Source organism: Bradyrhizobium sp. 191, assembly GCF_023100985.1.
Classification (GTDB): Bacteria; Pseudomonadota; Alphaproteobacteria; order Rhizobiales; family Xanthobacteraceae; genus Bradyrhizobium; species Bradyrhizobium diversitatis.
The window spans coordinates 7,647,806-7,673,747 of record NZ_CP064692.1; the positions used below are offsets into that span (position 1 = coordinate 7,647,806).

A 25,942-nucleotide genomic window follows, 5' to 3' on the forward strand; every position below is an offset into this window, starting at 1 on the left:
CCCGGACAAAAACTAAACGGTTTAGTTCTTTGACAGCTCCTCTTCCAGGCAGGCCCAGGCACGTCCCCGTCGTCGCAGCAGGGTGGCGGCCGGCGCGGGCCTCGGCCTGGGCCGGCGTCTCGCTCTGCGGCGTCGTGCTGGCGTCCTGTGCCGTCGGACCGGACTTCGTGTCGCCGACCGGACCGGCCGTGGACGGCTACACACGCGAGCAGCGCCCGGCCGCCACCACGAGCGCGCCGGTGACCGGCGGCAATTCGCAGGGCTTCGAAACAGGGAGGGACATTCCCGGCGCCTGGTGGGCGCTATTCCGCTCGCGGCAGCTCAACGCCTTTGTCGAGGAAGCCATCCGAAATCATCCCGACGTGCAGGCGGCGCAGTTCGCCTTGCGCTATGCGCGGGAGAATACGCTGGCGCAGCAGGGCAGCCTGTTTCCGCAAGTGTCCGGCAGCGCCTCGGTGGAGCGCGACCGGACGAGCACGTCGCAGTCGGGGGTGTGGCCGGCGCAAGGTTCGACCTACACGCTCTACAACGCTTCCGTCAGCGTGTCCTACGCGCTCGACATCTGGGGCGGCACGCGGCGTCAGGTCGAGGCGTTGCAAGCCCAGGCCGACTATCAGGGCTTCAAGCTCGAAGCGACCTATCTCGCGCTGACCGCCAACGTGGTGACGGCCGCGATCACGGATGCCTCGCTCCGCGATCAAATCCTTGCGACCGAGGAAATCATCAAGGCGGAGTCGGATCAGCTGGCGCGCATCCAGCGCCAGTTCGACATCGGTGCGATCTCGAAATCCGACCTGCTGTCGCAAGAGGCGACGCTGGCGCAAGCCAAGGCGACGCTGGCTCCTCTGCAGAAGCAGCTGGCGCAACAGCGCAACCAGTTGATGGCCTATCTCGGCCGGCTGCCGAGCCAGGACCGCGGCGAGCATGTGCGGCTGGCCGATCTGCGCCTGCCCGGGCGGCTGCCATTGTCGCTGCCCTCGACGCTGGTACGGCAGCGGCCGGACATTCGTCAGGCCGAGGCGACCTTGCATCAGGCGACCGCGACCGTCGGTGTCGGCATCGCCAACCTGCTGCCGCAGCTCACGCTCTCGGGCAGCTACGGCGCCACCAGCCCCGAGCGGCTGTTCTCGCCCGAGACGATCGTCTGGAGCGCGGCTTCCAGCGTCAGCCAGAAGATCTTCGACGGCGGAACGCTGTACCACACCAAGGAAGCCGACGTGGCGGCGTTCGAGCAGGATCTCGCGCTCTACAAGAGCACGGTGGTGACCGCGTTCCAGAACGTCGCGGATTCCCTGCGCGCCATCCAGTACGACGCCGCGACGCTGAAGGCGCAGACCGCCGCCGAGAAGGCGACCGCCGACAGCCTCGCGATGGCGGTCGAGCAGTTCAAGACCGGCGCCGTGCCGTACGCCAACGTCATCAACGCCCAGCAATCCTACCTCAACGCACGGGTGTCGCGCGTCAAGGCGCAGGCGACCCGCTTTACCGACACCGCCGCGCTGTTTCAGGCGCTCGGCGGCGGCTGGTGGAATCGCGTGGATGAAACGCCGGACGCGCTGCCGCGCGCCAATGCCGGGTACTTCGCCGGCGTCGACAAGAAGACCGAGGACGCGTTGCGATGATCAAGCGGATGACAATCATGCTGTGCGGGATGGCGATCCTGTTCGGCGGTCTCTATGGATTCCAGACCTTCAAGGAGATCATGATCAGGCGGGCCATTGGCGCGTTGGCCAATCCGCCGCAGACCGTCTCCACAGCGGTTGCCGCGAACGCGCCCTGGCAGTCCAGCCTGAGCGCGGTCGGCTCGCTGCGCGCCGTCAACGGCGCCGATCTCGCGCTCCAGGTCGCCGGCATCGTGCAGAGCATCGAGTTCTCCTCGGGTGACAGCGTCACGGCCGGACAGACCCTGCTGGCGCTGGTGGCGACCGACGACCTCGCCAAGCTGCGTTCACTGCAGGCGACGGCGGAGAACTACGCGATCGTGCTCAAGCGCGACGAGGAGCAGATCAAGTTCAACGCGGTGAGCCAGGCGACGGTCGACAGCGACAGGGCCAACCTGAAGAACGCCCAAGCCCTGGTGGAGCAGCAGAAGGCCCTGCTCGAGCAGAAGACGTTGAAGGCGCCGTTCTCCGGGCGCCTCGGTATCCGCGCCGTCGATCTCGGCCAGTATCTCTCCGCCGGCACCAGCATCGTCACGCTGCAGAGTCTCGATCCGATCTATGTCGACTTCTACCTGCCGCAGCAGGCGCTGGCCTCGATCCGCATCGGGCAGGACGTGTCGGTCGCAGTCGATGCCTTTCCGGCCGAGCGCTTCACCGGGCAGATCACGGCAATCAACGCCAAGGTGGATTCGAGCAGCCGCAACGTCCAGGTTCGCGCCACCTTGCGCAACGGCGAGGCTCGGCTGCTGCCGGGCATGTTCGCAAAGGTCGAGATCGCCGTCGGCAAGCCCGAGCAGGTCGTCACCCTCCCGCTCACCGCGATCGTGAGCAATTCCTACGGGGACCTGGTCTATCTCGTCGACGATCTCCATGACGGGCAGGGCACCGCCCGGCAGATGTTCGTCAAGACGAGGCCCCCGAAGGGCGACCGCGTCGCGGTCAACGATGGGATCAAGCCGGGCGAGACGGTGGTCATCGCCGGCCAGCTGAAGCTGCGCAACGGCAGCCCGGTCAAGATCGACAATTCACACGTGCCGCAGGCCGAGGCCGCGCCGAACATCGTCGACCAGTAGGCTTCGCGACGGCGCGAGGATACCGCAGCAACGAGTGGCGACCAACGAGTTCAGGACAAGATGCGTTTCACCGATATCTTCATCCGCCGGCCGGTGCTGGCGCTCGTGGTCAGCGCCCTGATCCTCGTGCTTGGCCTGCGCTCGATGGCGACGCTGTCGATCCTGCAATACCCGCGCACGCAGAACGCCATCGTCACGGTGAGCACCGCCTATGCCGGCGCGGATTCCGACATCATCGCCGGGTTCATCACGACGCCGCTCGAAAATGCCATCGCCCAGGCGAACGGCATCGACTACATGACCTCGAGCAGCGTCACCGGCTCCAGCACCATCACGGTCAATCTGCGGCTGAACTACGATTCCGGCAAGGCGATGACGGAGATCAACGCCAAGGTCAATTCGGTCCTCAACCAGTTTCCGAGCGGCACGCAACAGCCTACGCTGACGCTCAAGGTGGGGCAGACCATCGACGCCATGTACATCGGCTTTGCCAGCGACGTGCTGGCGCCGAACCAGATTACCGACTATCTGACGCGCGTGGTGCAGCCGCGCCTTCAGGCCGTCGCCGGCGTGCAGACGGCCGAATTGCTGGGCGCCAAGAAGTTTGCGCTGCGGGCCTGGCTCGATCCCGACAAGCTGGCGGCTTACGGGCTCACCGCAAGCGAGGTATCGACCGCGCTGTCGGGCAACGACTACATCTCCGGCCTCGGCACGACCAAGGGCCGGCTGGTGCAGGTCGATCTTGCTGCCTCGACCAACCTCCATTCGCTGGAGCAGTACCGCAACCTCGTGGTCAAGACCGTCAACGGCGCCATCATCCGCCTGCGCGACGTCGCCAACGTCACGCTCGGCAACGACGATTACGACAGCGAAACGAAATTCAACGGCAAGACGGCTGTCTATATCGGCATCCAGACGGCGCCCACGGCCAATCTGCTCGACGTCGTCAACGGTGTGAAGGCGGTCCTGCCCGACATCAAGGCGCAGCTTCCGAACGGTCTGATCGGCGAGGTGCTCTACGACTCCACCGACTTCGTCAATTCCTCGATCGACGAGGTCGTCCACTCGCTGGTGGAAGCGGTGCTGATCGTGATCGTGGTGGTGTTCCTGTTCCTGGGCTCGTGGCGATCGGTCCTGATCCCCGTCATCGCGATTCCGCTGTCGCTGATCGGCACCTTCGGCCTGATGCTGCTGATGGGATTCTCGATCAACCTGCTGACCCTGCTTGCACTCGTGCTCGCCATCGGGCTCGTGGTGGATGATGCCATCATCGTCGTGGAGAGCGTGCACCGGCTGATCGACGAAGGTGTCGCGCCGGCCGAGGCCGCGATCGAGTCCGCACGCGCGCTGGCAAGCCCGATCATCGCCATGACCGTGGTTCTGATCGCGGTCTACGTGCCCGTGGGATTCCAGGGCGGCCTCACCGGCGCGCTGTTCACCGAGTTCGCCTTCACGCTCGCAGGCGCGGTCACGGTATCTGCGGTGATCGCGCTGACGCTGTCGCCGATGAACTGCGCCTGGCTATTGCGCAAGACCGAGCGCGATGCGACGAACTGGGAGGCGCGCTTGGTCCGGACGATCGACCACGTGCTGGAGTGGCTCTCAGGCGCCTATCGCCGCAGGCTGGAGGCCGCCTTTGCGATGAAGCCGGTCGTGGCCGTGTTCGCGCTGCTGCTGCTGGCCGGCATTCCCTGGCTCTACGCGACCTCGACCAGCGAGCTCGCGCCCGACGAGGACCAGGGTGTCGTGCTCTCGCTGACGACGTCGGCGCCCTCAGCGACGCTTCAGCAGCGGCAATTCTACAGCCAGCAGGTCTACGACCTCGTGGCCAGGCGCCCGGAAACGAAGACCCTCTTCCAGATCGACACGCCCACCCAGGCGATCGGAGGCTGGGTGCTCAAGCCCTGGGACCAGCGCAGCCTGACCACGAAGACTCTCCAGCCGGATTTCCAGAACCTGCTCAACACCATCGCCGGCACGCGCTCGGTCGCCTTCCAGCCGTCGCCGCTGCCCGGCAGCAACGGCCTTCCGATCCAGTTCGTGATCGGTACGACCGGTTCCTACAACGAACTCGACCAGGTCTCGCGCAACTTCATGGTGCAGGCGCTGAAGAGCGGCCAATTCATCTTCCTCGATACCGACCTGAAAATCGACAGGCCCCAGACGCTGGTCTCCTTCGACCGCGACAAGGCCGGTGATCTCGGCCTGAAGATGAGTGATCTCGGCGGTGCGCTCGCGACCATGCTCGGCGGCAACTATCTCGATTATTTCAGCCTGGACGGCCGCTCCTACAAGGTAATTCCCCAGGCCAAGCAGAACGATCGGCTGACGGCAGACCAGTTGCTCGGCTATTACATCAAGGCGAGCGACAATTCGATGGTGCCGCTCTCGACCGTCGCCCAGCTGGAGAACAGGACCGTTCCGCAGTCGCGCAATCATTTCCAGCAGATCAATGCGGCGACGATCTCGGGCGTTGCGATGCCGACGGTGTCGATGGGCAGCGCGCTTGCCACGCTCAAGGATCTCGCGAAATCCTTGCCGGCCGGCTACACGGTCGATTTCGGCGGCGCCTCGCGGCAGCTCGAGCAGGAGTCGGGCGGCTTCGTCACGACGTTCGCTTTCGCCGTCATCATCATCTTCCTGGCGCTGGCGGCGCTGTTCAACAGCTTCCTCGATCCCGTCATCATCCTGGTATCGGTGCCGATGTCGCTCGCCGGCGCGCTGATCTTCATCAGCCTCGGCATCGGCGGCGCGAGCCTCAACATCTATACCCAGGTCGGGCTGCTCACGCTGATGGGCCTCGTCAGCAAGCATGGCATTCTGATGGTCGAGGTCGCCAACGAATTGCGCGCGGCAGGGAAGGGGGTGACCGAGGCGATCATCGAGGCCGCGGCGATCCGGCTGCGGCCGATCCTGATGACGACCGCGGCGATGGTGCTCGGCGTCGTTCCGCTGATCACCGCGAGCGGAGCGGGCGGGGTGTCGCGCTACAACATGGGCCTCGTGATCGCGACCGGGCTGTCGATCGGCACGCTGTTCACGCTGTTCGTGGTGCCGGTCGCCTATGCCCTGATCGCGCGGCCCGCAGCGGCGCCGGCTTCGGGCGAGACAGCGCCGGCGTAATCTCCGGAAAAGTTGCGGCCGGCTTTTGGGAGAGGCTTGGCCGCGCTCGAACCGGTCTGGGACAGGGAGGCGGTCTATGTCAGCGATTGAGCTCGCTTTCGGCGGCAAGCTGCCCGTCAGGCGTGATCTCGTATTCGCCGTCCTGCCTGGTCATCCATCCTGATCTGACCATCTCCCGCGCAAGCTGTATCGAGCAGATCGGTTGATTGCCGCCTGGGTAATACAACCTGTCATTTCGGACGAGCAGGTGCCCGTACAATTGAGCCTGGCGCAGCGCCCTGCGCATTCCCGGTGATGGAGTCTTCATGCCGTTTCAAGCGCGAGGGCGATGAAGGTTCCTAATGAAGCGGTGGCCTTCATTTGGCATGCCCGTGGCTCAGAGATCAGAAACATCCGGCGCCGTGGTGCCGCCGCTCGAACGATATTTCTGCTCCTGACCGTCGGGAACCGGTTTCTTGGGGTGCGAATCTGTGGGAGTCGACGCCTCCGGCGGAGGGCTTGTCACAATCTCGGGCCTGTCATCGGGCAGGTGACTCCTAAGTGTCTCCAGAACCAGAAAGAATTTCTCGGCCAGCATGAACCAGGCTCGTTGCTGCGTTGATCTCGATTTCGAGAACTGTGAGATTTCCTTTCTTGATAGGATCACTAACTGTATGCGACGCCAAGTGAAATCGAGAAGCCGCGCCCGATTGTGACAGTCCTCGTCGATCCCAGCGTTCGAGATGTCGCATGTGGACGATGATGCGTTGCGACGACACCTGACTATTCCTCGCGCGGCTCATCCGCTATATGCTTGCGCTCTGTCATCAAACTGTCACGCAACTCTCCATGCTCAAGTCAGATTCAACGACGGCTCGCAAGACTCTGGGCGCGCCGGATGGGAATCAGTCTCCGAAGGAGAACAAAGGAGCGCCCATCGTTGCCGGCTTCCTGAGGCAGATTGAACCCGCAGGACCAGACGCGGAGCCGGGGATCAAGGACGCTGTGAGCGAACGGACGCCGGCGCAAGAGGCGACGCCTGATCTGCAGCCAACCGAGCCGGGCAGCACCGCTCATCCCGCCGGCGAAATCGAGCTCAAGCTTCTCGTCGATGCCGATCGCATGGCGCATTTCGGCGCTGCGCCGGTCATCGCGGCGAATGCACGAAACAAGGGCTCGCGCAAACGTCTCAAGTCCGTCTACTACGACACGCCCGAGCGGGCGCTTCGCCGCGCCGGCCTGAGCTTGCGCGTCCGCCAGAGCGGCACGCGCTTCGTGCAGACCGTGAAGAGCGACGTTGCGGACGATCCGCTGCGTCGCGGCGAATGGGAAGCGAGTGTGCCGTCGCTTGCGCCCGATGTCGCCTTGGCGATGCCGTTCATTCCGGAGAAGCTGCGCGGCCAACTCGACGCGCAGCCGCTCGAAGCGGTGTTCAAGGCCGATATCCATCGGCACACGCGCATCGTCGACCTGCCGTCCGGCACGGTCGAGGTGGCCTTCGATCGGGGCGACCTGACCGCAGGCGGCAGGTCGATGCCGGTGAGCGAGATCGAGCTGGAGCTGAAGAGCGGCGGCGCGAGCGCGATCTACGAGATCGCGCTGCGCCTTGCGGAGCACGGAACGGTGAGGCCGTCCATCCGCAGCAAATCCGCACGCGGCTTCGACCTTGCCGCGGACCAGCCGCCGTCGGCACGCCGGCCGCGCAAGCTTGGCCTCGATCCCTCCGTTGCGCTCGACGAAGCCTTCGCGGCCATCCTGCGCTCCTGCTTCCTTCACCTGCTGCAATCGTTGCCGGCCGCCGAGGACGGTCGCAATCCGGAAGGCGTGCATCAGCTGCGCGTCTCGCTGCGCCGGCTGCGATCTGCGCTCGACCTGATGCGATCGGTCGGCGCGCTCGGCAACCTCGATGCGCTGCGCTCGGAAGCCAAATGGCTGGCGCAAGGCCTGTCCGCCGCGCGCGACTGGGACGTGTTCCAGCTCGACACCTTGCCGGCGATCGCAAAGGCATGTCCGTCGGTCACCGGCTTCGATGCGCTCGCGCGGGTCGCGGCTCAGCGTCAGGCGGAAGCCTATCGCGGGGTCCGCAATGCGCTCGATGATCGCCGCTGCGCGCTTTTCCTGATCGGTCTCGGCGGCTGGATCGAGACGCGCGGCTGGCGCAACGGCGTCGCGCCCGAAGATCTCGGCCGGCTCGCCGAGCCCGCTGTCAATTTCGCGGAACGCGTCCTGTCCGAGCAGTATGCGAAGGTGCTCAAGCGCGGCCGCCGCTTCAAGTCGCTCACGGTCGACGAGCTCCACCGGGTGCGGCTCGCCACCAAGCGGTTGCGCTATCTCGGCGAGTTCCTGCTGCCGCTGTACGAGGATCGCAAGTCCGCGCGAAAATTCGCGCGCCGGCTCGCCGGCTTGCAGGAGGAGCTCGGCGTCTTCAACGACATGGCCGTGACGGCCTCATTGCTCGACGGGCTCGGCGCTGACGATCGCGACAGCACCATTGCGGCGGCCGCGATCGCCGGCTGGCAGGCGCGGGCATCGATCGGCGTGCAGCAGGCGCTGCAGGATAGCTGGCGGAATTTCACCGCCGCACGCGTTCCCTGGACTCGCCAGGGCCAGCAGAGCTGATCGTGCATCCCCCAAAAAGTTGCGCCCAGCCATTGGGGGATGGCTGGGCGCGCGCGAACCGGTCTGGGACGGGGAGGGGTGGGGATGTGACCGGGCCGCGTAACTCGTTGTCTCGTTCCTACTGGTCCTTGGCGCTGGCGGTGGAGACCGCCGGCTTGGTATCGCCCAGCGAGACCCAGACATTGGGATCGCTCTGCGACTGGCGCTTGACGAAGCGGTAGCCGGTCTCCGTCCAGGCGACGACGTTCTCGTTCTGATTGTCGAGAACGAACTCGCCCTTGTCGGTCTTCACCGTCAGCACCGCGTGGCCTTCGCCCTTCTTGTCGCGCACGACGGTGATCAGCAGGGCCTGGCGCGGCCATCCGGCGTCGATCAGCATCTTGCGCTTCAACAGCACGTAGTCTTCACAGTCGCCGTAGCCGTCTAATGGCAGCGACCACTTCTCGATCACGCCCCAGTGCTCCTGGTCGGTCAAAGGCTTGATGGTCTCGTTGACCCAGCGATTGACCTTGACGAGGTCGCGCCATGCGGCCTGCGACATCACGATGTCGCGCGGCTGCATCGGTGCGCCCTGGCACTGGGCGGCGTTGTCCGCGCAGAACTCGACCCAGCCGATCGGCGCACGCGTGGTGTCGCCGAGGCTCGCGTAGAGCAGACGGCTTTCGCCAGCCTGCGCCGCCGCGCTGATCCCGAAGAGCATGGCGACCAGCGCCAGCCTCTTCCCCTGTCCCCTGAAGTCAAACATTGCGGTCCCCGTTTCTTGTTGGGACCACATTTCGCATGGAGCTTTTGAGTTGCCGCTAAGTCAACCAAGTCAAGTCGAGACGAATGCAAGTAAAATGCGCAGCGAATTCGACGTATACTTGAATCGAATTCGAATAAAATTCGATATGACTGCAATCGATTCAAATTTTACCGATTAACTTGGAAAGGCTGGCAGAACCGGCGTGCGCGCCGCTCCGCGACCGACGCGTTAACCGCAAGGCGGCGGCCAGGCGATGCGAAAAAGGCGGCATCCGCATCCCGGAGGCCGCCTTCCAGCTTGGAAATAATGAGGTTTTCGCGTCCGCGTGCTTTACCGCGCGGTAACGCTCTCTTCGAGTGTCTCGATCGGCTGCTCGTGCAGGAACTCCAGCGCGAAGCCGTCCTCGATGTTTCGGACCACGCGGCCCTGGACCCGGCCGAGCAGAACCGTCGATTTCAGCGGCGGGCGGTTCTCCGCGGCGATCGCGGCGCCCGACAGAGAGAGGTCGATGATGCGGCACGTCATCTTGGTGCCGTCCTCGAGCGTCAGCACCGCGATGGGGTTGCGCGGCACGATACGGTCGTGGCGGCGGTCCTCCGGCAGGTTGAGGATGTCGCGATTGGCGAGCCAGGTCAGCTGGGCCGCGAGCTTGTCGCGCTTCCTCGGCGTCGCGCCGATCGTCATGGCGAAGCCGTTGTCGATGATGCGGGTGATCTTGCCCTCGACGCGGCCGATATGGTCGAGATAGGCGACGACGCGGTCGCCGACATTGCCGATGCCGGGCGCGAGCAAAGCGAGGCCGCCCGGCGACATGTTGATCACCTGGCAGGGGAATTCCCGGCGGTCCGGCAGCATGTAGCGGCCGAGCAGGTGCACCTTCACCCGCTGGAAGCGCCTGCGCTCCTCGGCGGCCGGAAGAAATTTTTTGTTCGCCAACGCCATTTTCAACACCCGACCCCCCCGCCCGGGCGGAGTCCGGGACGACCCTAAGGTGCATAGGGTTAATGCCGCGTTAGGATTGGGCGCGGCGGCAACGGACAGACACAATGCTTTCGAAAAGCCACATCAGGGGCGGGCAGGCCAGCACCGTCAGCGCGCCGAGGTCGAGCGCGACCGCGGCGGTCCCGGCCGATTTGGCGAGCCGCCCGGCCACCGCCGGCCCCAGCATCATCGCCGCATAGAAGAGGGTGTAGAACACGCCCATCCCGATCGCCCTGGTGTCCGGGGCGAGCACGCGGGCGGCGAGGCTCATGATCGGGCCGGCCGGATGGCCTCCGATCAGGCCGATCAGGATGGTGATCACCGCGTCCGATCGCGGCAGCCAGGCCAGCAGTCCCGCCACGATGAGGCTGGCCCCGATCGCCAATATAAAGGGTCGCTTGAAGCGGTCGGCGAGATAGCCGCCTGCTGGAACAGAGATCACCGACAGCCACATCACGACGCTGATCGCCGAGCCCGCCGCGGCGATGCTCCAGCCGCGCTCGGCCAATAGCGTCGGGCCGAACGAGAAGATCATGGCGAAGCCGACATTGTAGAGGCCCCAGATGAGCCCTGCGACGATCACCGCCAGCAGCGCCAGCGGATCGAGCCGGCCCGAGCCGGCAGCGCCGGCGCCGGCTCCCGGCGGCGGCTGGTAGAACGTGATCAGCAGAATGCCGATCGCGGTCAGTGCGCCCACGGACAGGAATACGGCGCCCGCACCATGGGCGGTGCCGATCGCCGGCAGCACCAGCAGCGAGATCGCGACCCCGGCCGGCCAGGAATTGACGAAGATCGCCATCGCGGTCGCAATCTCCTTTCCGGCGAACCAGTCGGCGGCCATCTTGGTAAGCTGCACCGTCAGCAGCACGCCGCCGGCGCCGGAGGCGAGGCGGCCCGCCATCTGCCAGCTCCAGACGTCGGTGACGGCCATGACGAGGCTGCCCGCAGTCATCAGCAGCAGCGCGGCAATCGTCGTCGGCTTGTCGCCGAGGGTCCGGCCGATGGCGCCGCCCGGCAGCGCAAGCACCACGCCTGGCGTGAAATAGAGCCCGATCAGGATGCCGATATCGGCGATGCCGGCGCCGAAGGTCTGTTGCAGCAGCGGGGCGACCGCCGCGACACTCTGGAATTGGAACGCGATGGTGAGGCGCACGATGAACAGGATCGCAAGAATGCCCCAGCGATTGCGCAATGCCCCATCTCCCAAAAGTCTTGAGCGTGCGGTGAGGGGACGCCGGAGTCAATCGGCTGTGTCGTAGCGCTGCGCCCTCACGCCGCCTTCGCCGCGTGCTGATACAGCAGGCACAGCAGCGCCAGCAGCACGGCGGCCGAGAGCCCGAGCGACCAGTGGATGCCGATCGCCGCGCCTGCTACCCCGACCGTGATGCCGCTGAAGGCCCGCATGCCGAGCCCGGCCATGTTGTAAAGGCCGACGACGCGGCCGCGGATGTCGTGCGGCGCGTTCAGTTGCACCAGCGCCTGCGCCATGGTGTTGAAGGAGAGCTCGAAGAAGCCTGCAAAGAACAGCAGCGCAATCGCGACCGGATAGACCGGCACTAGTGCGAAGCCGAGCAGCGCCACGCTCCACAGCATCGCCAGCGTGATTGCGGTGCGCGGGGTGCCCTTCAGCCGTCCCCAGGATTCCAGTGCGATGCCGGCCAGCAGCGCGCCGGCCGCATCCGCCGCGAGCAGCACGCTGTAGGAGACGCCGGGATCGCCATGGCCGAGATCGCCGGCATAGCCCGGCATCTGGGCGTGATAGGCGTTGCCGATCATGAAGGAGGTGAGGCCGGCAAGCCACGTCATCGCCGACAGCACGGGCTGGGTGCCGATCGCGCGGATGGTGAGCACGATGTCGGCAAGGCCGCGCACCGCGAAGCGACGCGCCGCCACGCTCTTGTCCCTGACCGGGGCCCAGAACAGCCAGAGCAGCATCGGCAGATAGAACAGCGTGTTGAAGATGATGCCGTGCGAGGGACCGAGCGTCAGCATGATGATGCCGCCGACCGCAGGTCCGACCAGGATGCCGAGATAGCGCGCCATCGCGTTCAGCCGCACCGCGCTCGGCAGATCGGCCGGGCCGACGAGGTCGTAGAGCAGAAGCTGGTTCGGCGTCTGCCAGAGCACGCCGGCGCAGCCGTGGATCACCAGGAGCAGCATCGCGTGCCACATCTGGATCGTATCGGTCAGGAAGAAGAAGCCCCATCCGGCGGAGGCGACGATGAACAGCAGCATGCCGCACTGGATGATGCGGCGCGGATCGAACCGGTCGGCGAGGCCACCGACCGCGACGGAGAACAGCAGGAACGGCAGCCAGTGCGACAGCACGGCAAACCCGCCCAGCGTCGGCGAATGGAATTTCTGGAATACCACCCAATAGCTGATCACATGCTCGATATTGTCCGCCATCATCGCCAGCACGTAAGAGGCGAACTGGAGACGGTAGGGCACGGACTTCATCGCCGCAAACGATCCGGATGCGGCCATGGGATTTTGGGGGAGGGGGTTCACGGGATGACCTGAGTGGGACTCTTGGCGCCTTACACGTTCGCTGGCGACGGCTCAAGACTTTGCACGTGGACGAAGACCAGCCATGCCTTGCATGGTAGCCGTGACTTCGTCGCGCTATCGACCGTGCTCCGGCGCCGCAAATCGCGACGGGCGGACGAGCGACGTCCCGAACCTGAGCTCCTCCTCACGTCTTGCGGCGGGTCCAGCTTTCCTGGGGCTCGTCGGCCCATGCGGTCCCAAGACCAAGCATCGTGATCCAGGTCTCGGCCAGCTTGCCGCCCTCAATACGATAGCTTTGCATGCCGGCGCGACTACGCTTCTCGCCGGTCGTCGGATCGGGCCAAACGAATGCAAATCGGAACCACGCGCGCTCGCTCGTGAAGGAATGATCATACACCACGACGCGGATTCCGGGCCGATCTCGATGCACGGTCTGCAATTCCGCAGCATACTCTTCCCGGCTGACGGTCCGGTCGCCTCTCTCATCGTGACGGATGTAGTGCGATCCCACGCAGTCCGGGATCAGGTCAAATCGTCCCTCGTGCCAAACCTGCTCCCAGCGATCAAAGAGGGCGCGTATGTTCTCGGTCATGGGCTCCTCGACATGAAATCGGTGCGATACTGCGCGCTTCGCTGCAAGATTCCTGCCGGAATACGGAGGATGCACCGTTGAGCGTGAAAGCGTGTAATTCGCACGAGCAATGCGACTTGCGGAAGCGCCGGTCCAACATGTCGCTTCGTACTGGGCTCGTCGAGCTATAGCGGACGAGCCGCCCCACGCGGGGCGCGAGACTATCCGCTACAATCGCCCTCATGGAACAGAACAGTCTTTACAATCGCCCAGATCTCTACGATTTGATGGCGCCACCAGATCCGATCCTCGAAGGCTTCTACGTCGAGATCGCACGCGAACGCGGCGGTCGCGTGCTCGATCTCGCGTGCGGCAGCGGTCGCCTGACGATTCCCCTGGCGCAGGCGGGATTTCAGGTCGTCGGAGGCGATTTGTCGCCGGAGATGCTCGAGCGCGCGCGGAGCCATGCCAGGGCTCGAGCGGTTGAGCTGGATTTGGTCCAGCTGGACATGCGCGATTTCGATCTCGGAGGGCGGACATTCGACACCATCGTCGTCGCCGTGAACTCGATCCTGCACCTGCATAGCCTCCACGACTTCAGAGGCTTCTTCGGGTCGGTCGGCAGACACCTATCGCCGCAGGGCCGGCTGGTGTTCGACGCCTTCCTGCCCAGTATCGCCATGCTCAACGCTGATCCCAACAAGCGCGAGTTGATCGGCACGGTGGTCCACGATGGCTTTGGGGCGATCACCGTCGAGGAGACAGCGAGATACGACCCACTCACCCAGATCAGGCACGTGGATTGGTACTGGTCGAGCAAGACGGAGAAGGACTTTTGGCGAGTCGCGTTGCCGATGCGCAGCATCTTCCCGCAGGAGATGCCGTTGCTCGTGACCTCGGGCGGCCTCCGACTCATCGAGCGCTTCGGTGGTTTCGATCGCGGGCCACTGACGGCGGAAAGCATGCGGCAGATATGCGTCTGCGGTCTTTAGTCCTGTAGCCCGGATGGAGCGTAGCGCAAATCCGGGGGCCGCTTCCCCGTATTCCGCTACGCTCCATACGGGCTACAAGGCCGCACCTTGGCACGAGCGCGCATCTCACATACGCTTTCGATCAGCCCGCATGACCAATCATAACAAGCGGGCAGCGAGGACACACTCATGGAGCAAATCCGCGTCTGCACCCACGCCGGGCCCGGCTCGGAGCCCGTCATCCGCACCGTGCCGTGGCCGAAGGTCGGCCGCAAGGGCGCGCTGATCAAGGTCGGCGCCTGCGGGGTTTGCGGCACCGATCTCCATATCCTCAAGGGGCACTGGCCGAAGCCGCTGCCCTGGCCGTTCACGCTGGGACACGAGCTCGGCGGCAACATCGTCGAATGCGGCGATGAATTCTCCGAGGACTTCATGAGCAAGCCGCTGACGGTCGGCTCGAAGGTGATGATCCCGCCCTTGATGCCGTGCGGCCGCTGCTATTACTGCGTCCATTATCCGCAAACCGCGAACAAGTGCCTGACCCCGGTCTATTACGGCCGCTATCTCGGCTTCGACAAGGCGCCGCACCTGTGGGGCGGCTGGGCCGAATATGTCTATGTCGACCTCGACATGCTGCCGGGCACCAAGATCTACAAGCTGCCCGACGACATGTCGCTGCGGCTCGGGGCGCTGTCCGAGCCGCTGACCTCCTGCATCCGCGCCTTCAATCGTGCAACCCGCGCCGGCGGCTTCAGTTGGGGCGACACCGTAGTGATCCAGGGCTCCGGCCCGATCGGCATTCTGGCGGTCGCCGCCGCCAGGGAGATGGGCGCAGGGCGCGTCGTCTGCGTCGGCGCGCCGGAGGAGCCGCGGCTCAAGCTCGCCCGCGAGTTCGGTGCGGAGGCGACGGTGAACATCGAGGAGATCAAGTCGCCGCAGGAGCGCATCGCACGCGTACGGGAGATCGTCGGTGGCTTCGGCGCCGATCTCGTGATGGACTGCTCGGGCCACCCGACCGCCGGACCCGAAGGCATCGAGATGCTGCGCGACGGCGGCACCTATGTCGAGATGGGCCAGTTCACCGACGCCGGCTCGATCGACACCTCCTGGCACCGCATCTGCACCAAGGATCTCAACGTGCTCGGATCCTGGGGTTTTACCGGCAACGATCTGCCGCTCGGCGTGGACATGCTCTACCGGACGCGCGACAAATACCCGTGGCTGAAGATGCAGACGATCTATCCGTTTACGGAAGAGGGCGTCGCGCAGGCGGTGAGGGATGCGATGGCGATGAAGACGGTGAAATCGACCATCGTGCCGTGGCCGGAGCTGGTGGGATGAGGATGCGTAGCCCGGATGAGCGAAGCGATATCCGGGGCCTTGCTGATGATTCCCGCATCTCGCTTCGCTCATGCGGGCTACGCGTCGGAGTTTGGATTGCACGATGAAATGACAAACGAAGAGACTGACGACCCAAACCGACGCTCCCCCTTCAGCGCCATCCGCGCGATCGACTACACCGTCATCTTCGTACGCGACATGGCGGCGATGCGCCGCTTCTATGAGGACGTCCTCGCCTTCCCGCTGCTGCGCGAGCTGTCGCCGAACTGGATCGAATACGGCCTGGGCAGCAACACGCTGGCCTTGGCGAGGCCGAGTCGGACTGCTTCCGATGCGCCGATCCCGGCGGGCAGCGCCTCGCTGCAACTGGCCTTCAAGGTCTCCGCCGCCGAGGTCGATCAATGCGCCGATGAACTGCTGCGGCAAGGCGTGGCGCTGCTGTCGCCGCCGACGGACCAGCCCTTCGGGCATCGCACGCTGTTCTTCCGCGATCCCGACGGCAATTTGCTGGAAGTCTACGCGGAGATCCAGATTCGAGAGCGTGGCTCCAACGAGGGCACCTGCTGATGAACCTGGGCGGTCGGCGCTGCGCCGGAACGACGGACACCACGACAAGCCCTTATATTTCTGTTCTGGGTTCTGGGCTGACCTGTCCGAGCCGTGGCTCTGCCCCGGCCAGTAGCCGGTGAATGTTGGCACGGTGACGCACGATCACGTAGATGCCCCCGGCAATCACGAGTAATCGGTAAGGCAACGGTTGCTCCAGGCTGCAGACGAGGGCGATCGCAGTCAGCGCGGCGAGCATCGAGCCAAGTGACACGATGCGGAAAATCGCCAGCGCAACGGCAAAGGCGATGGCGGCCCCCAAACCGACCGGCCAAGACATCGCGAGCAGGACGCCCAGACCCGCCGCAGCCGATTTGCCGCCCGTGAAATTCAGCCAGATCGAAAGGCTGTGCCCTAACAACGCGGCAAGTCCGGCCAGGCAGACGGCCCAGGGTATCCAGGTTTGGGAATAGAGCGCTGCCGGCAGCGTCACGGACGGCAAGGTGGTGAGCCAACGACAGAACCAGCGGGCGAAGACGATCGCCCCGGCGCCCTTCAGCACATCGACCAACAGGACGACCAATGCCGGCCATTTTCCCAAGGTGCGCAACACGTTTGTTGCCCCGGTGGATCTGGAGCCATGCTCTCGAATGTCGATGCCCTGCAGCAGTCTTCCTGCCAGATAGCCCGTCGGCGTCGAACCGAAGAGATAAGCGATCGCCAATCCCATCGCGCACGCAATCCAGAAACCCATGGGGCTCACCTCGACGCTTTCATATCAGGCAGTCCTCGGTTGGTCTTCTGCCTCTGTTCCGGGCTTGCGGCCGCGGCGATCTCGCTCTCCTTCACCACTCTCGCATCCACCACCTTCGTGCCCTCGAGCTCCCGCACGATCCGCTCGTCCGGTCCCACGATCCCGAGATCGAACTCACGCTCCCGCGTGACGAGGATCAAGCGCTTGCCGACGATCACCACCACCGTCATGTCGTTGCGCTCGCCTTCCGCCGCCCATGCGCGGATATCGGCAGCGTAGGGCTCCTTGCGCCAGGCATTGGGAGAGCCCGGGTCGCACCGGACTTCGATGCCGTCCTTCGACGTCGTCAGGACGAGTTTTGATCGGCTCGGCTTCCAGCGCTCGTCGAGAAGATCGTTGACCAGCCACAGGCAGGCGAAGGCCTTGCATTCACCCGGACGCGCGGCGTAGGTCGAGCAGCCCCGGCCGGGCTTGCAGTGCCGGCACCAGGCATTTGCGGGCTTGGCCAGCGCCTCGATGGCCATCACCTTGCAGCAGAGCGTGCAGTCGCCGCAGCTGCGTTTGACGGAGGGCGTCACGCGGTCATTCCCATGAAAATCCGGTCGGTCTCAGGTTAATGGAGGTGGCCGGAAGAGTCTGCCGCAACCTTGAGGCGCGGTGCTCTCCACCAAGCCATGCAACATAGGCATGGCGATTTGCCGGCGCTTGGCGTAAAGAGCGCCCAGATCAAATCGCCAGCGTGCGGCCAGGCCGTTCGCCGCGCATGCAGCTCAGGTTCGCCGGATCACCGTTCCGCGCCTGAATCAACCAAGGTTCTCCATCTCGTGTCCCTTCCGGCCCTGACCCCGCCGCTCGCCCGCGCTTTGGCCGAGCGGAACTATGATTCACTGACCCCCGTCCAGCTCGCCGTGCTTGCTCACGAAGCCGCAGGCCGTGACCTTCTGGTGTCCGCCCAGACCGGCTCCGGCAAGACTGTCGCCTACGGATTGGCCATCGCGAAGAATCTTCTTGATGATGCCGAGCAGTTCGGGCCCGCGGCAGCGCCGCTCGCCCTGATCGTGGCGCCGACCCGCGAGCTCGCCCTTCAGGTTCAGCGCGAGCTGGCCTGGCTCTACGGGCATGCCGGCGGGCGCGTCGTCTCCTGTGTCGGCGGCATGGATCCGCGGCGCGAGCAGCGCGAACTGGCCGCAGGCGCTCATATCGTCGTCGGCACGCCCGGGCGGCTCTGCGATCATTTGCGCCGTGGCCGTCTCGACATCTCCGAACTCGCCGCCGTCGTGCTCGACGAGGCCGACGAGATGCTCAATCTTGGCTTTCGTGAGGACATGGAGTTCATTCTCGAGACCACGCCGGAGACGCGCCGCACGCTGCTGTTCTCGGCGACGTTTCCCCGCGGCATCGTCGCGCTGGCGAGGCAATACCAGCGCGACGCGTTCCGGATCGAGGTCGCCGGTGACGCAGGCGGTCACGCCGATATCGAGTATCGCGCGATCCGCATCGCGCCCGCCGACGTCGAGCACGCCGTCGTCAACGTGCTGCGCTTCTACGAGGCGCCGAGCGCGCTGGTGTTCTGCAGCACGCGCGATGCCGTCAGGCATTTGCAGGCGGCGCTGCTGGAGCGCGGCTTTTCGGTCGTCGCCCTCTCCGGCGAATTGACGCAGAACGAGCGCACCCTGGCACTCCAGTCGCTGCGCGACGGGCGCGCCCGCGTCTGCGTCGCCACCGATGTCGCCGCCCGCGGCATCGACTTGCCGAGCCTCGACCTCGTCATTCATGCCGATCTGCCCAACGATGCCGAGGTGATGCAGCATCGCTCCGGCCGCACCGGGCGCGCGGGCCGCAAGGGCACGAGCGTCCTCCTGGTGCCGCCCGCACGTCGGCGGCGTGCCGAGATGCTGCTCAGCGTCTCCGGCATCGATGCCGTTTGGGGCACGGCACCGCAAGCCGACGAAATCCGCAAGCTCGATCACGCGCGCATGAAGGACGTGTTGTTCACCGAGGAGACGACGGCCGACGATCTGGCGCTGGCGCAGGCGCTCTTGGCCGAGCGCTCGGCGGAGGACATCGCCGCCGCGCTCGCGCGGCTTTACCGCGCGCGGCTGCCGTCGCCCGAGGACATCATCGATCCCGGCGAACGAAGCGGCCGGACGCGCGACGATCGTGGTCGCGACAGATCTCAAGGCGCAGACAGCGAGGATCGCCCAGCGCGGCTCCGATCGAAGCCTGGTAAAGCATCGTCGAAACACGGCATGGCGGAAGGCAGCGTCTGGTTCCGCGCCGCCATCGGACGACGCAAGAACGCGGAGGCGCGCTGGCTGCTGCCGATGATCTGCCGCCGCGGCGGCATCGACAAGCACGATATCGGCGCCATCAAGATCATGGACACCACGACCGAGTTCGAGATTTCCGAGCGGGTCGCGGAGTCGTTCGCTGCCAAGGTCAAGCGTCCGGACAAGGAAGACAGCATCCGCATCGAGCCGATGGCGGAGGCGCCTCAACGACAGGCACCGTCGGAGGAACGGTCACACGCGCCGGCTCGCGAGAGAGCCGATGGCGATCGTCGCGAACGCCGCGACGAGCGCCCGGGCGAGGCACGTGAATTCAAGCCGCGCGGCAAACCGTCCGGCGAGCGCGGACCGCGATTCGGCGATACGCCGCCTTTTGGAAAGAAGAAGCATCGCGACAAGCAGGCCCGCGCGGAGCCGTCGGTGACGCCCTGGCCGGTGAAGGGCGCGCCGGGAAAGAAGACGAAGAAGAAGCATCGCGGCTGAGCCGCCGCCATTCAGGACAGACGACGATGAGGCCGCCGGATTGCACCGGCGACGTCATCTGCAGCGGGGCGGTCGGGCAGGAGCGCTACGCCGCGGTGAGGTCATGCCGCATATAGGTCGCGACTTCTCCGTAGGAGGCGAGCTTCGCGCGCAGTGCCGCGTCTGCCGTCACCGGACGAAAGCCGAGATGCTCCCATAGCGGCCGCGTGGCGTAGACCGAGACAAGTGCGAGCGCCGCGATGCCGGATGCGCGCGCGAGCTCCGCAATGCCGCCAATATAGTCGCGCGCCACGCCGCCGCGCCGGTCGGGCAGCACGGCGACATCGTGCACGTAGAGGCAGTCTGCGTCTTGGGGGAGTCGCTCGAGGAAACCGTCGAGCGGCGGGATCTGATGCAGCTTCCAGGGATGCGCGAGACCGTAGCCGGCGATCGTATCCGCTCCAACGAGCACGCGGCAGCCGGCAGGATAAAGCTGCATCTTTTCCATGAACACTTCGGGGCGTTCCGGCAGATCAGGATGGATGCGCGCGGCGATCGCGACGATCGCGCGGAAATCTGATACGCGCGCTGGGCGCCAATGCGGCTTGTTCATCTCATCCGTCGTTCCGTCTCACGTCATCCAGTTTATTCCACCGCGTTGGCGCGCGCAGCGAAAAATATCTTTCTGCGATCCGAGGAATACGAGGCCGCGTCCGGCGTCCTACCCATGCAAGCCAATTGCATGACAGGAGACATCATGACGTCCTCGATCCGCCTCGCGCTCGCGCTGGCAATATCGCTCGCGATCGTTCCCGCCGCCTTCGCCGCACCGCCGACCAAGACGGGCAAGACCGACAAGGGCAACGTGCTGACCGACGCCAAGGGCATGACACTCTACACTTTCGACAAGGATGCGGACGGCAAGTCGGCCTGCAACGGTCCGTGCGCGACCAACTGGCCGGTGCTGAAGGCCGAGGCGAGCGACGCCGCCGGCGACGGCTACACCATCATCACCCGCGACGATGGTTCGAAGCAGTGGGCCTACAAGGGCAAGCCGCTCTACACTTTCGCCAAGGACCAGAAGCCCGGCGACATCACCGGCGACGGCTTCTTGAACGGCGCCTGGCATCTGGCGATGCCGTAACGGCGCTCTGCGCAAACACGGTGCGTCGGCCGTTGCACGCGACAGCCGGCGAGCTGCCGTGCCGTTATCTCGGATATTCGAGCTGCATCGCGACGAAGTCGGCCGTGCGTGGCCCGTAGCGCGCATCGATGGATTGCAGCGTCTGGTCCAGCGCTCGCGCCGGCGGCAGGTCGACGGCGGCCGGCGGCGTCTGCTTTGCCGGCCAGTCGGCCGCGATCCTGTCAGGCAGGATGCGGAGGCCGCTGCGGCTCGTCCGTGCCTCCGCCGTGGCGGCGAAGGTGAGGGCGTGCGAGCGATAGGTGCGCGACCACGCATCGGCGATCAGCGCAAGCGACACCTCGTCGATATCAGGCGTCAGCGCGATGCCGAGTTGCTCGCGGTTCCAGATTGCGAGCGTGTTGGCGATCGCCGTCAGTGCAAAGGGGCGTGTGAACCGGAAGGCTTCGCTGCGGTGGCGCGCATCCCATTCCGCAAGTCCGATGTCGCGGGCGACGGCTAGCGCCTTGGCGCGGCCGGCAATGGCCTCGACCAGGGTCAGGGCCATCGGCATGGATGCGGTGATGCCGGTCGTCGTCACGACGCCGCGGTCGACCACCAGCCTGCGGTCCGCGACAAAGCGGATCGCGGGATGCTTTTGCAGATCGCGCACCGAATACCAGTGCGTGGTGGCCCGGCGGCCGTCAAGCAGCCCGGTATTGGCGACGACCATGGCGCCGACGCAGACGCCGATGACGATCGCACCCTTGCCGGCCTGGTCTTTGATCCACTGCAGGGCCACGGCATCGTCGTCGCGGCTCATCGCCGGCACGATGACGTAATCCGCGCCGTCGGGATGCGCAGCACCGAACTCGGCGATCGTCGCGTGCGGCTGCACTTTCAACGCGGGATAGAGTGCGACGGGTCCGGGCTGCGTCCCCAATGTGAGGACGTCGGCGACATCGGCGCGCGCGAGGATGCCGTACGGCATCAGATAGTCGGTGGTCTCGCTCATCTCGTTGATACCGACGATGGCGATCAGGGGACGCTTGCGCTTTGGCGGCTTCAACGCCGCAAGCGTCGCCTCGGTCTCGTCCCTGGATATCGCAGGCGCGGTCCCCTGAGCCGGCAAGCCGGGCAGCAGGAACAGCCAGGTTCCACCGATCGCCGCCAGCAGTGCCACGCAGCCGACGCCACACCACGCCAGAATGCGCCATATCATCATGGTGTCGCCCGATCCTCGTTGCCTCATGCGAGGCGGAAGCTAACCGCTGGCAACGACATCGGGAATGACGCAGATCCGGCAAAAACCGCCATCCGCGCGTTGGCTTGTCGCGCGGCGAACGGCGGGGACTATCTCAGCCCCTCGTACACCATCAGCCCGCGTGCGATCTGCAATTTGCGGATGGCGCGCGGCAGGAGTTTTTCCGGCTGGTGCAGATAGCGCCAGGAAGTGAGGGTGAAGGCGGAGAGCATGCCGCATTCGTCGTCGAACGGCGCGAGCACGCCTGTCACGCTCACCGGCGTGTGCGGGCGGGCATTGAAGGGGAGCAGCAGCAGTTCGAGATGCGCCTTGCTGCCGTCCTCGCGCACCGCGGTGACGCCGGCGATCGCGCCGAGCGTCTCGTCGGCGACGATTGTCGTGATCTCCTCGATCTCGCTGCGGCTCGCGTCAGTGAACAGCGCCGCAAAGCTCTGGTCCTTGAGGTCCGTTCCTGCGAGCGCGCAGACGCGCGTGCCGGCGACGCGAAACGGGAAGCCGAGGTTCGGCTCGCAGGACAGCACGAAGATGTCGCCGAGCAGGCCGCGGACCGCAGCCGGATCGATGTCGGCCCGGTCAGGGGCTCGCGCAGTGCCGCGCTTCTTGTTCCAATACGCGAAGAACGCGCGGCTCGACGGATGTTTCATGTCTGAACGCTAACCCCCGGGCGCGACCTCACGGGACAAACCTGTCCCGCTTCAGTGCACCCGCGATCCCTTCTCTTGTTGTGCAGGAGGGGATTTGCAGCGTCCATGCCGCAGCGGCGTTTTCGGCCCTCTTGTGCCCGCCTTTGCGTCGTTAACGTTAAATTAACTATGCGCTTTGTCCCGGCCGCGTGCCTGTTATGGTGACCGCGGTCGCAAGCCTTGCCGCTTTCTCCAGGTTCTCGGCAGGGCCTGTACTTAGGGCGTCAAACAGTTTGGTCACGGGCCGCGGGGAGGGGTGGGGATGCTCCTTATCTCTCCGGCCACCGGAAGACCGACACGGACAGGCAGGGCTTTCCCAGGGCCCTGCCTTTTCCGTTTTCACAGCATCTCTCATGCCCCGGACGCAGCGCAGCACGTCTTCAAGTGATGCGCTGCAGAGCCGGGGCCCAGCGGCCGTCCGGACCGCAGCCGGACATCTCGCGCCTTTTCCGTTTGTGCACTTGCGCAGGGACGGTAAAGGCGACTATCTCCAAGCCTAACGCTCCGATCGCGCCTGAAAGCGAAGCTGCCTTGGATTCCCCGCAAGATACGTCACCGCAAGGTCCTCAGCCGGGCTTGCCTGCCGTCGTCGAGGAGGCTCCGCGCGAGCCGATCCTGACGCTGCCCGCGGCGCTGACCGCCTATATCCTGCTTTTGGCGGTGATCCATCTGCGGGTGTTGCTGCCGCCGGAGCTCGAGAACTGGACCATCGACGTGTTCGGCTTCATCCCGAAGCGCTACGATTCCTCGCTGCTCAATCTGCAGATCCCGGGCGGGGCGGGTGCGAAGGTCTGGACTTTCGTCACCTATTCGCTGCTGCACGCCAATCTGACCCATCTCGGCTTCAACGTGCTGTGGCTGCTGCCGTTCGGCAGCGCGCTGGCGCGGCGCTTCGGCGCGGTCAGGTTCTTCGTCTTCCTGGCGGTGACGGCGGCGGCCGGCGCGCTGGCCCATCTCATCACCCACGAGCATGCGGTGGCCCCGATGATCGGCGCCTCGGCCTCGGTGTCGGGCGCGATGGCAGCCGCAATCCGCTTCGCCTTCGTCCGCGGCAGCTTCCTGTCCTTCAGCCGCTCGGACGCCGATACCGCCGCAAAAGTTCCAGCGCTGCCGCTGTCGCGCGCGCTGCGCGACGGACGGGTGATCGGCTTCCTCAGCGTTTGGTTCGGCGTCAACATCATCTTCGGCGTCGGCGCGATCGGGATCGATTCCGAGACCACGAGCGTCGCCTGGCAGGCGCATATCGGCGGCTTCTTTGCCGGTCTGCTGCTGTTCGCCCTGTTCGATCCCGTGCCGCGCGTTCGAGGCGATGCTGCGGATGCGTCATCACAGGACATTTCAAACCGTATTTGAAGCGGCGCTTGCGGCGCGGCCCGAATTCATCCATCATCCGCGAGAACAATGTTTCGAAGCAGCAAGCCGCTGGCGGCGATGCTTCGCAACGCGCCTGAGCGTGAAACCGGCGCCAAAACTGTTAGTTGAAGACTCGAAGAACAAGTTCGGATCGCCTCAAGGGCGGACGGCTCCGATTCAGGGAGGCTGCAATGACGGTACGTTCCATTCTGAACACCAAGGGGCACCAGATCGTGAGCGTCGAGCCCGACGCCAAGCTGGCCGCCACGATCAAGCTGCTCGCTGAGAAGAAGATCGGCGCGGTGCTGGTGATGAACCAGAGCCGGCTCGAGGGCATCCTGTCGGAGCGCGACATTGTGCGCGTGCTGGGCGAGCGCGGCGCCGGCGTGCTGGAGGCGCCGGTCTCGGACGTCATGACCCGCAAGGTCGTGACCTGCAAGGAGACCGACACCGTGGCCGAGCTGATGGAGATGATGACGTCGGGCAAGTTCCGCCATTTGCCCGTGCTCGACAACGGCAAGGTGGTCGGCCTGATCTCGATCGGCGACATCGTCAAGCGCCGGGTCCAGGAATACGAGTCGGAGCAGGAGGCCCTGCGCGACTACATCAAGACGGCCTGACCGACCTCACAACTGACCTGATTCCCGTGCTTTCGGCGCGGTGCCCTCGGGCGCCGGCGCCAGCACATGGATGGCCTCCTGGATCGAATCCAGCGCGCGCTCGGCGGCGCGGGTGCCGAAGGCGATGAGGTCATCGGCGCGGTGGAAGTCGAACCAGCCGATCTGGCCGACGCGTGGTGTGATCAGCATGTCAGGCGGATCGCCGGCGAGGCGGGCGCGGGTAATGCGGTCTTGCATGATGTTGAAGGCATCGACCATCACCGAGGAGATGCCGGGCCGGCCGCCACCGCCGAAGAACTCGCGCTTCACGGTCTTCTCCGGCGAGAACAACCGCGGAAAGCGCCGCTTGACCGTCGTCTCCCCGGCCTCGGGCGCCACCGTCTCCGGCATCGCGCCGTGCGAATAGATCGTCGTGGAATGGGTGAAGATGTCGCTGGAAAGATTTGCGGCGATGACGATTTCGGCGCCGAGCGCCCGGGCGGCCGAAACCGGCACCGGATTGACCAGCGCGCCATCGACCAGCCAGCGGTCGCCGATCAGCACCGGTGCGAAGATGCCCGGCAGCGCATAGGAGGCGCGCATCGCGTTGACCACGCGGCCGCGCGTCAGCCAGATCTCGTGGCCGGTGCGGACCTCGGTCGCCACGGCCGCGAACTTGATCGGAAGGTCCTCGATCTGGGTTTGGCCGCAGGCATCCTCGAGCCGGAGTGCGAGCTTCTCGCCGCCGATCAGGCCGGAGCCGTTGAGGCGGATGTCGAGATAGCTGAGGATGTTGCGCATGCCTTGCAGGCTGCGGCCCCATTCTTCCAGCGTGTCGAGCTGGCCGGCCGCATAGAGGCCGCCGACGACGGCGCCGATCGAGGTGCCGACCACGACGTCAGGCACGATGCCGTTGGCGAGCAGGGTCTTGATGATGCCGATATGGGCAAAGCCGCGCGCCGCGCCGCCGCCGAGGGCAAGGCCGATGACCGGCCGGCGGATGCTGCCGAGTCCCACCTTCTCGCCATTGGAGCCCCGACCCTTCAATCTGTCCAGCACCGAAACCCTCCTAACGCCGAGGCCAGCCCGTATCACCAGACTAGGCACCGCTGCTGCGCTCCGCCACATCAGGGGTGAAGCATGGTTTATGCCGCTTTGCGAAGGGCACGGGGCAGGAGTATGGCGAGGGATGGCTGGCTCCGGGGTAATCACGCAAGCGTCAATCGGGTTCCAGCGATCGCGCGCGAGGCCGTATTTCCTGGGGTTTCAGAGGCTTGAATTTGCCGCGTTTTCGGTGA

At 65.4% G+C, this 25,942-nt stretch carries 23 protein-coding genes; 11 read left to right on the plus strand and 12 right to left on the minus strand.

Annotated elements, in window-relative coordinates; all coding sequences use genetic code 11:
* The first annotated feature begins 134 nt into the window (after nt 1-134).
* The 3 genes from IVB23_RS35890 to IVB23_RS35900 are packed head-to-tail and all read left to right on the plus strand — an operon-like array spanning nt 135 to nt 5,857.
* Nucleotides 135-1,622: an efflux transporter outer membrane subunit gene (locus tag IVB23_RS35890; protein WP_247805023.1), complete on the plus strand. Its 1,488-nt coding sequence runs from the start codon at nt 135-137 to the stop codon at nt 1,620-1,622.
* Nucleotides 1,619-2,734 (plus strand): efflux RND transporter periplasmic adaptor subunit, encoded by a 1,116-nt coding sequence (locus IVB23_RS35895; protein ID WP_247801720.1) that lies wholly within the window; start codon nt 1,619-1,621, stop codon nt 2,732-2,734. Before IVB23_RS35890 ends, IVB23_RS35895 begins: the two co-directional genes overlap by 4 nt.
* A 60-nt stretch (nt 2,735-2,794) precedes the next feature.
* A complete protein-coding gene (locus IVB23_RS35900; RefSeq protein ID WP_247801722.1) occupies nt 2,795-5,857 on the plus strand; it encodes an efflux RND transporter permease subunit in 3,063 nt (1,020 codons plus the stop codon).
* 376 nt (nt 5,858-6,233) lie between these two features.
* Here the strand turns inward: IVB23_RS35900 and IVB23_RS35905 are convergent, their stop codons facing one another.
* Nucleotides 6,234-6,434, minus strand: coding sequence for a hypothetical protein (locus tag IVB23_RS35905; RefSeq protein ID WP_247801724.1), 201 nt, complete (start codon nt 6,432-6,434; stop codon nt 6,234-6,236).
* 251 nt (nt 6,435-6,685) lie between these two features.
* Here IVB23_RS35905 and IVB23_RS35910 point away from each other — a divergent pair, with 251 nt between their 5' ends.
* Nucleotides 6,686-8,455 (plus strand): CYTH and CHAD domain-containing protein, encoded by a 1,770-nt coding sequence (locus IVB23_RS35910; protein WP_247801726.1) that lies wholly within the window; start codon nt 6,686-6,688, stop codon nt 8,453-8,455.
* A 118-nt stretch (nt 8,456-8,573) separates the two neighbouring features.
* Here the strand turns inward: IVB23_RS35910 and IVB23_RS35915 are convergent, their stop codons facing one another.
* The 5 genes from IVB23_RS35915 to IVB23_RS35935 form a co-directional block, all read right to left on the minus strand.
* Entirely contained in the window at nt 8,574-9,200 is a 627-nt protein-coding gene (locus IVB23_RS35915) for a transglutaminase-like cysteine peptidase (RefSeq protein WP_247801727.1), read from the minus strand.
* Nucleotides 9,201-9,530: 330 nt separating this feature from the next.
* Entirely contained in the window at nt 9,531-10,142 is a 612-nt protein-coding gene (locus tag IVB23_RS35920; RefSeq protein ID WP_061882830.1) for a PilZ domain-containing protein, read from the minus strand.
* Between the two features lie 70 nt (nt 10,143-10,212).
* Entirely contained in the window at nt 10,213-11,373 is a 1,161-nt protein-coding gene (locus IVB23_RS35925) for an MFS transporter (RefSeq protein WP_247801729.1), read from the minus strand.
* A gap of 77 nt (nt 11,374-11,450) precedes the next feature.
* Nucleotides 11,451-12,668, minus strand: a complete 1,218-nt coding sequence (locus tag IVB23_RS35930; protein ID WP_247801731.1) for an MFS transporter — start codon at nt 12,666-12,668, stop codon at nt 11,451-11,453.
* 208 nt (nt 12,669-12,876) lie between these two features.
* The gene (locus IVB23_RS35935; protein WP_061883045.1) at nt 12,877-13,284 is read right to left on the minus strand and encodes a nuclear transport factor 2 family protein; all 408 of its coding nucleotides are present in this window, start codon (nt 13,282-13,284) and stop codon (nt 12,877-12,879) included.
* 332 nt (nt 13,285-13,616) lie between these two features.
* Here IVB23_RS35935 and IVB23_RS35940 point away from each other — a divergent pair, with 332 nt between their 5' ends.
* The 3 genes from IVB23_RS35940 to IVB23_RS35950 all read left to right on the plus strand — a co-directional run bounded on the left by IVB23_RS35940 (nt 13,617) and on the right by IVB23_RS35950 (nt 16,142).
* Nucleotides 13,617-14,255 (plus strand): class I SAM-dependent methyltransferase, encoded by a 639-nt coding sequence (locus tag IVB23_RS35940; RefSeq protein ID WP_247801733.1) that lies wholly within the window; start codon nt 13,617-13,619, stop codon nt 14,253-14,255.
* Between the two features lie 168 nt (nt 14,256-14,423).
* A complete protein-coding gene (locus IVB23_RS35945) occupies nt 14,424-15,575 on the plus strand; it encodes a zinc-binding dehydrogenase (RefSeq protein WP_247801751.1) in 1,152 nt (383 codons plus the stop codon).
* Nucleotides 15,576-15,683: 108 nt separating this feature from the next.
* Nucleotides 15,684-16,142 carry a VOC family protein gene (locus IVB23_RS35950; RefSeq protein WP_247801752.1) on the plus strand — a complete coding sequence of 153 codons (459 nt, stop codon included), beginning with the start codon at nt 15,684-15,686 and terminating at the stop codon, nt 16,140-16,142.
* A gap of 52 nt (nt 16,143-16,194) precedes the next feature.
* Here the strand turns inward: IVB23_RS35950 and plsY are convergent, their stop codons facing one another.
* Nucleotides 16,195-16,875, minus strand: coding sequence for a glycerol-3-phosphate 1-O-acyltransferase PlsY (gene plsY / locus IVB23_RS35955; protein WP_197967656.1), 681 nt, complete (start codon nt 16,873-16,875; stop codon nt 16,195-16,197).
* A gap of 5 nt (nt 16,876-16,880) precedes the next feature.
* Entirely contained in the window at nt 16,881-17,453 is a 573-nt protein-coding gene (locus tag IVB23_RS35960) for a hypothetical protein (protein ID WP_197967655.1), read from the minus strand.
* Nucleotides 17,454-17,699: 246 nt separating this feature from the next.
* Between IVB23_RS35960 and IVB23_RS35965 the strand changes: the two genes are divergently transcribed.
* A complete protein-coding gene (locus IVB23_RS35965) occupies nt 17,700-19,646 on the plus strand; it encodes a DEAD/DEAH box helicase (protein WP_247801754.1) in 1,947 nt (648 codons plus the stop codon).
* A gap of 85 nt (nt 19,647-19,731) precedes the next feature.
* Here IVB23_RS35965 and IVB23_RS35970 read toward each other — a convergent pair whose 3' ends face one another.
* A complete protein-coding gene (locus IVB23_RS35970) occupies nt 19,732-20,238 on the minus strand; it encodes a GNAT family N-acetyltransferase (protein ID WP_247801756.1) in 507 nt (168 codons plus the stop codon).
* Between the two features lie 144 nt (nt 20,239-20,382).
* Between IVB23_RS35970 and IVB23_RS35975 the strand changes: the two genes are divergently transcribed.
* On the plus strand, nt 20,383-20,769 hold the full coding sequence (locus tag IVB23_RS35975; RefSeq protein ID WP_197488807.1) for a hypothetical protein: 387 nt from the start codon (nt 20,383-20,385) through the stop codon (nt 20,767-20,769).
* A 64-nt stretch (nt 20,770-20,833) separates the two neighbouring features.
* Here IVB23_RS35975 and IVB23_RS35980 read toward each other — a convergent pair whose 3' ends face one another.
* A complete protein-coding gene (locus IVB23_RS35980; RefSeq protein WP_247805024.1) occupies nt 20,834-21,967 on the minus strand; it encodes a DJ-1/PfpI family protein in 1,134 nt (377 codons plus the stop codon).
* 131 nt (nt 21,968-22,098) lie between these two features.
* Complete coding sequence (locus IVB23_RS35985; RefSeq protein ID WP_061882823.1) at nt 22,099-22,653, minus strand: PAS domain-containing protein; 555 nt, start codon at nt 22,651-22,653, stop codon at nt 22,099-22,101.
* A gap of 570 nt (nt 22,654-23,223) precedes the next feature.
* Here IVB23_RS35985 and IVB23_RS35990 point away from each other — a divergent pair.
* The gene (locus IVB23_RS35990; protein ID WP_247801758.1) at nt 23,224-24,045 is read left to right on the plus strand and encodes a rhomboid family intramembrane serine protease; all 822 of its coding nucleotides are present in this window, start codon (nt 23,224-23,226) and stop codon (nt 24,043-24,045) included.
* Between the two features lie 191 nt (nt 24,046-24,236).
* The gene (locus IVB23_RS35995; RefSeq protein WP_061882821.1) at nt 24,237-24,665 is read left to right on the plus strand and encodes a CBS domain-containing protein; all 429 of its coding nucleotides are present in this window, start codon (nt 24,237-24,239) and stop codon (nt 24,663-24,665) included.
* A gap of 6 nt (nt 24,666-24,671) precedes the next feature.
* On the opposite strand, the gene IVB23_RS36000 is transcribed toward IVB23_RS35995, so the two are convergent.
* On the minus strand, nt 24,672-25,703 hold the full coding sequence (locus IVB23_RS36000) for a patatin-like phospholipase family protein (RefSeq protein WP_061882820.1): 1,032 nt from the start codon (nt 25,701-25,703) through the stop codon (nt 24,672-24,674).
* Nucleotides 25,704-25,942 lie beyond the last annotated feature (239 nt).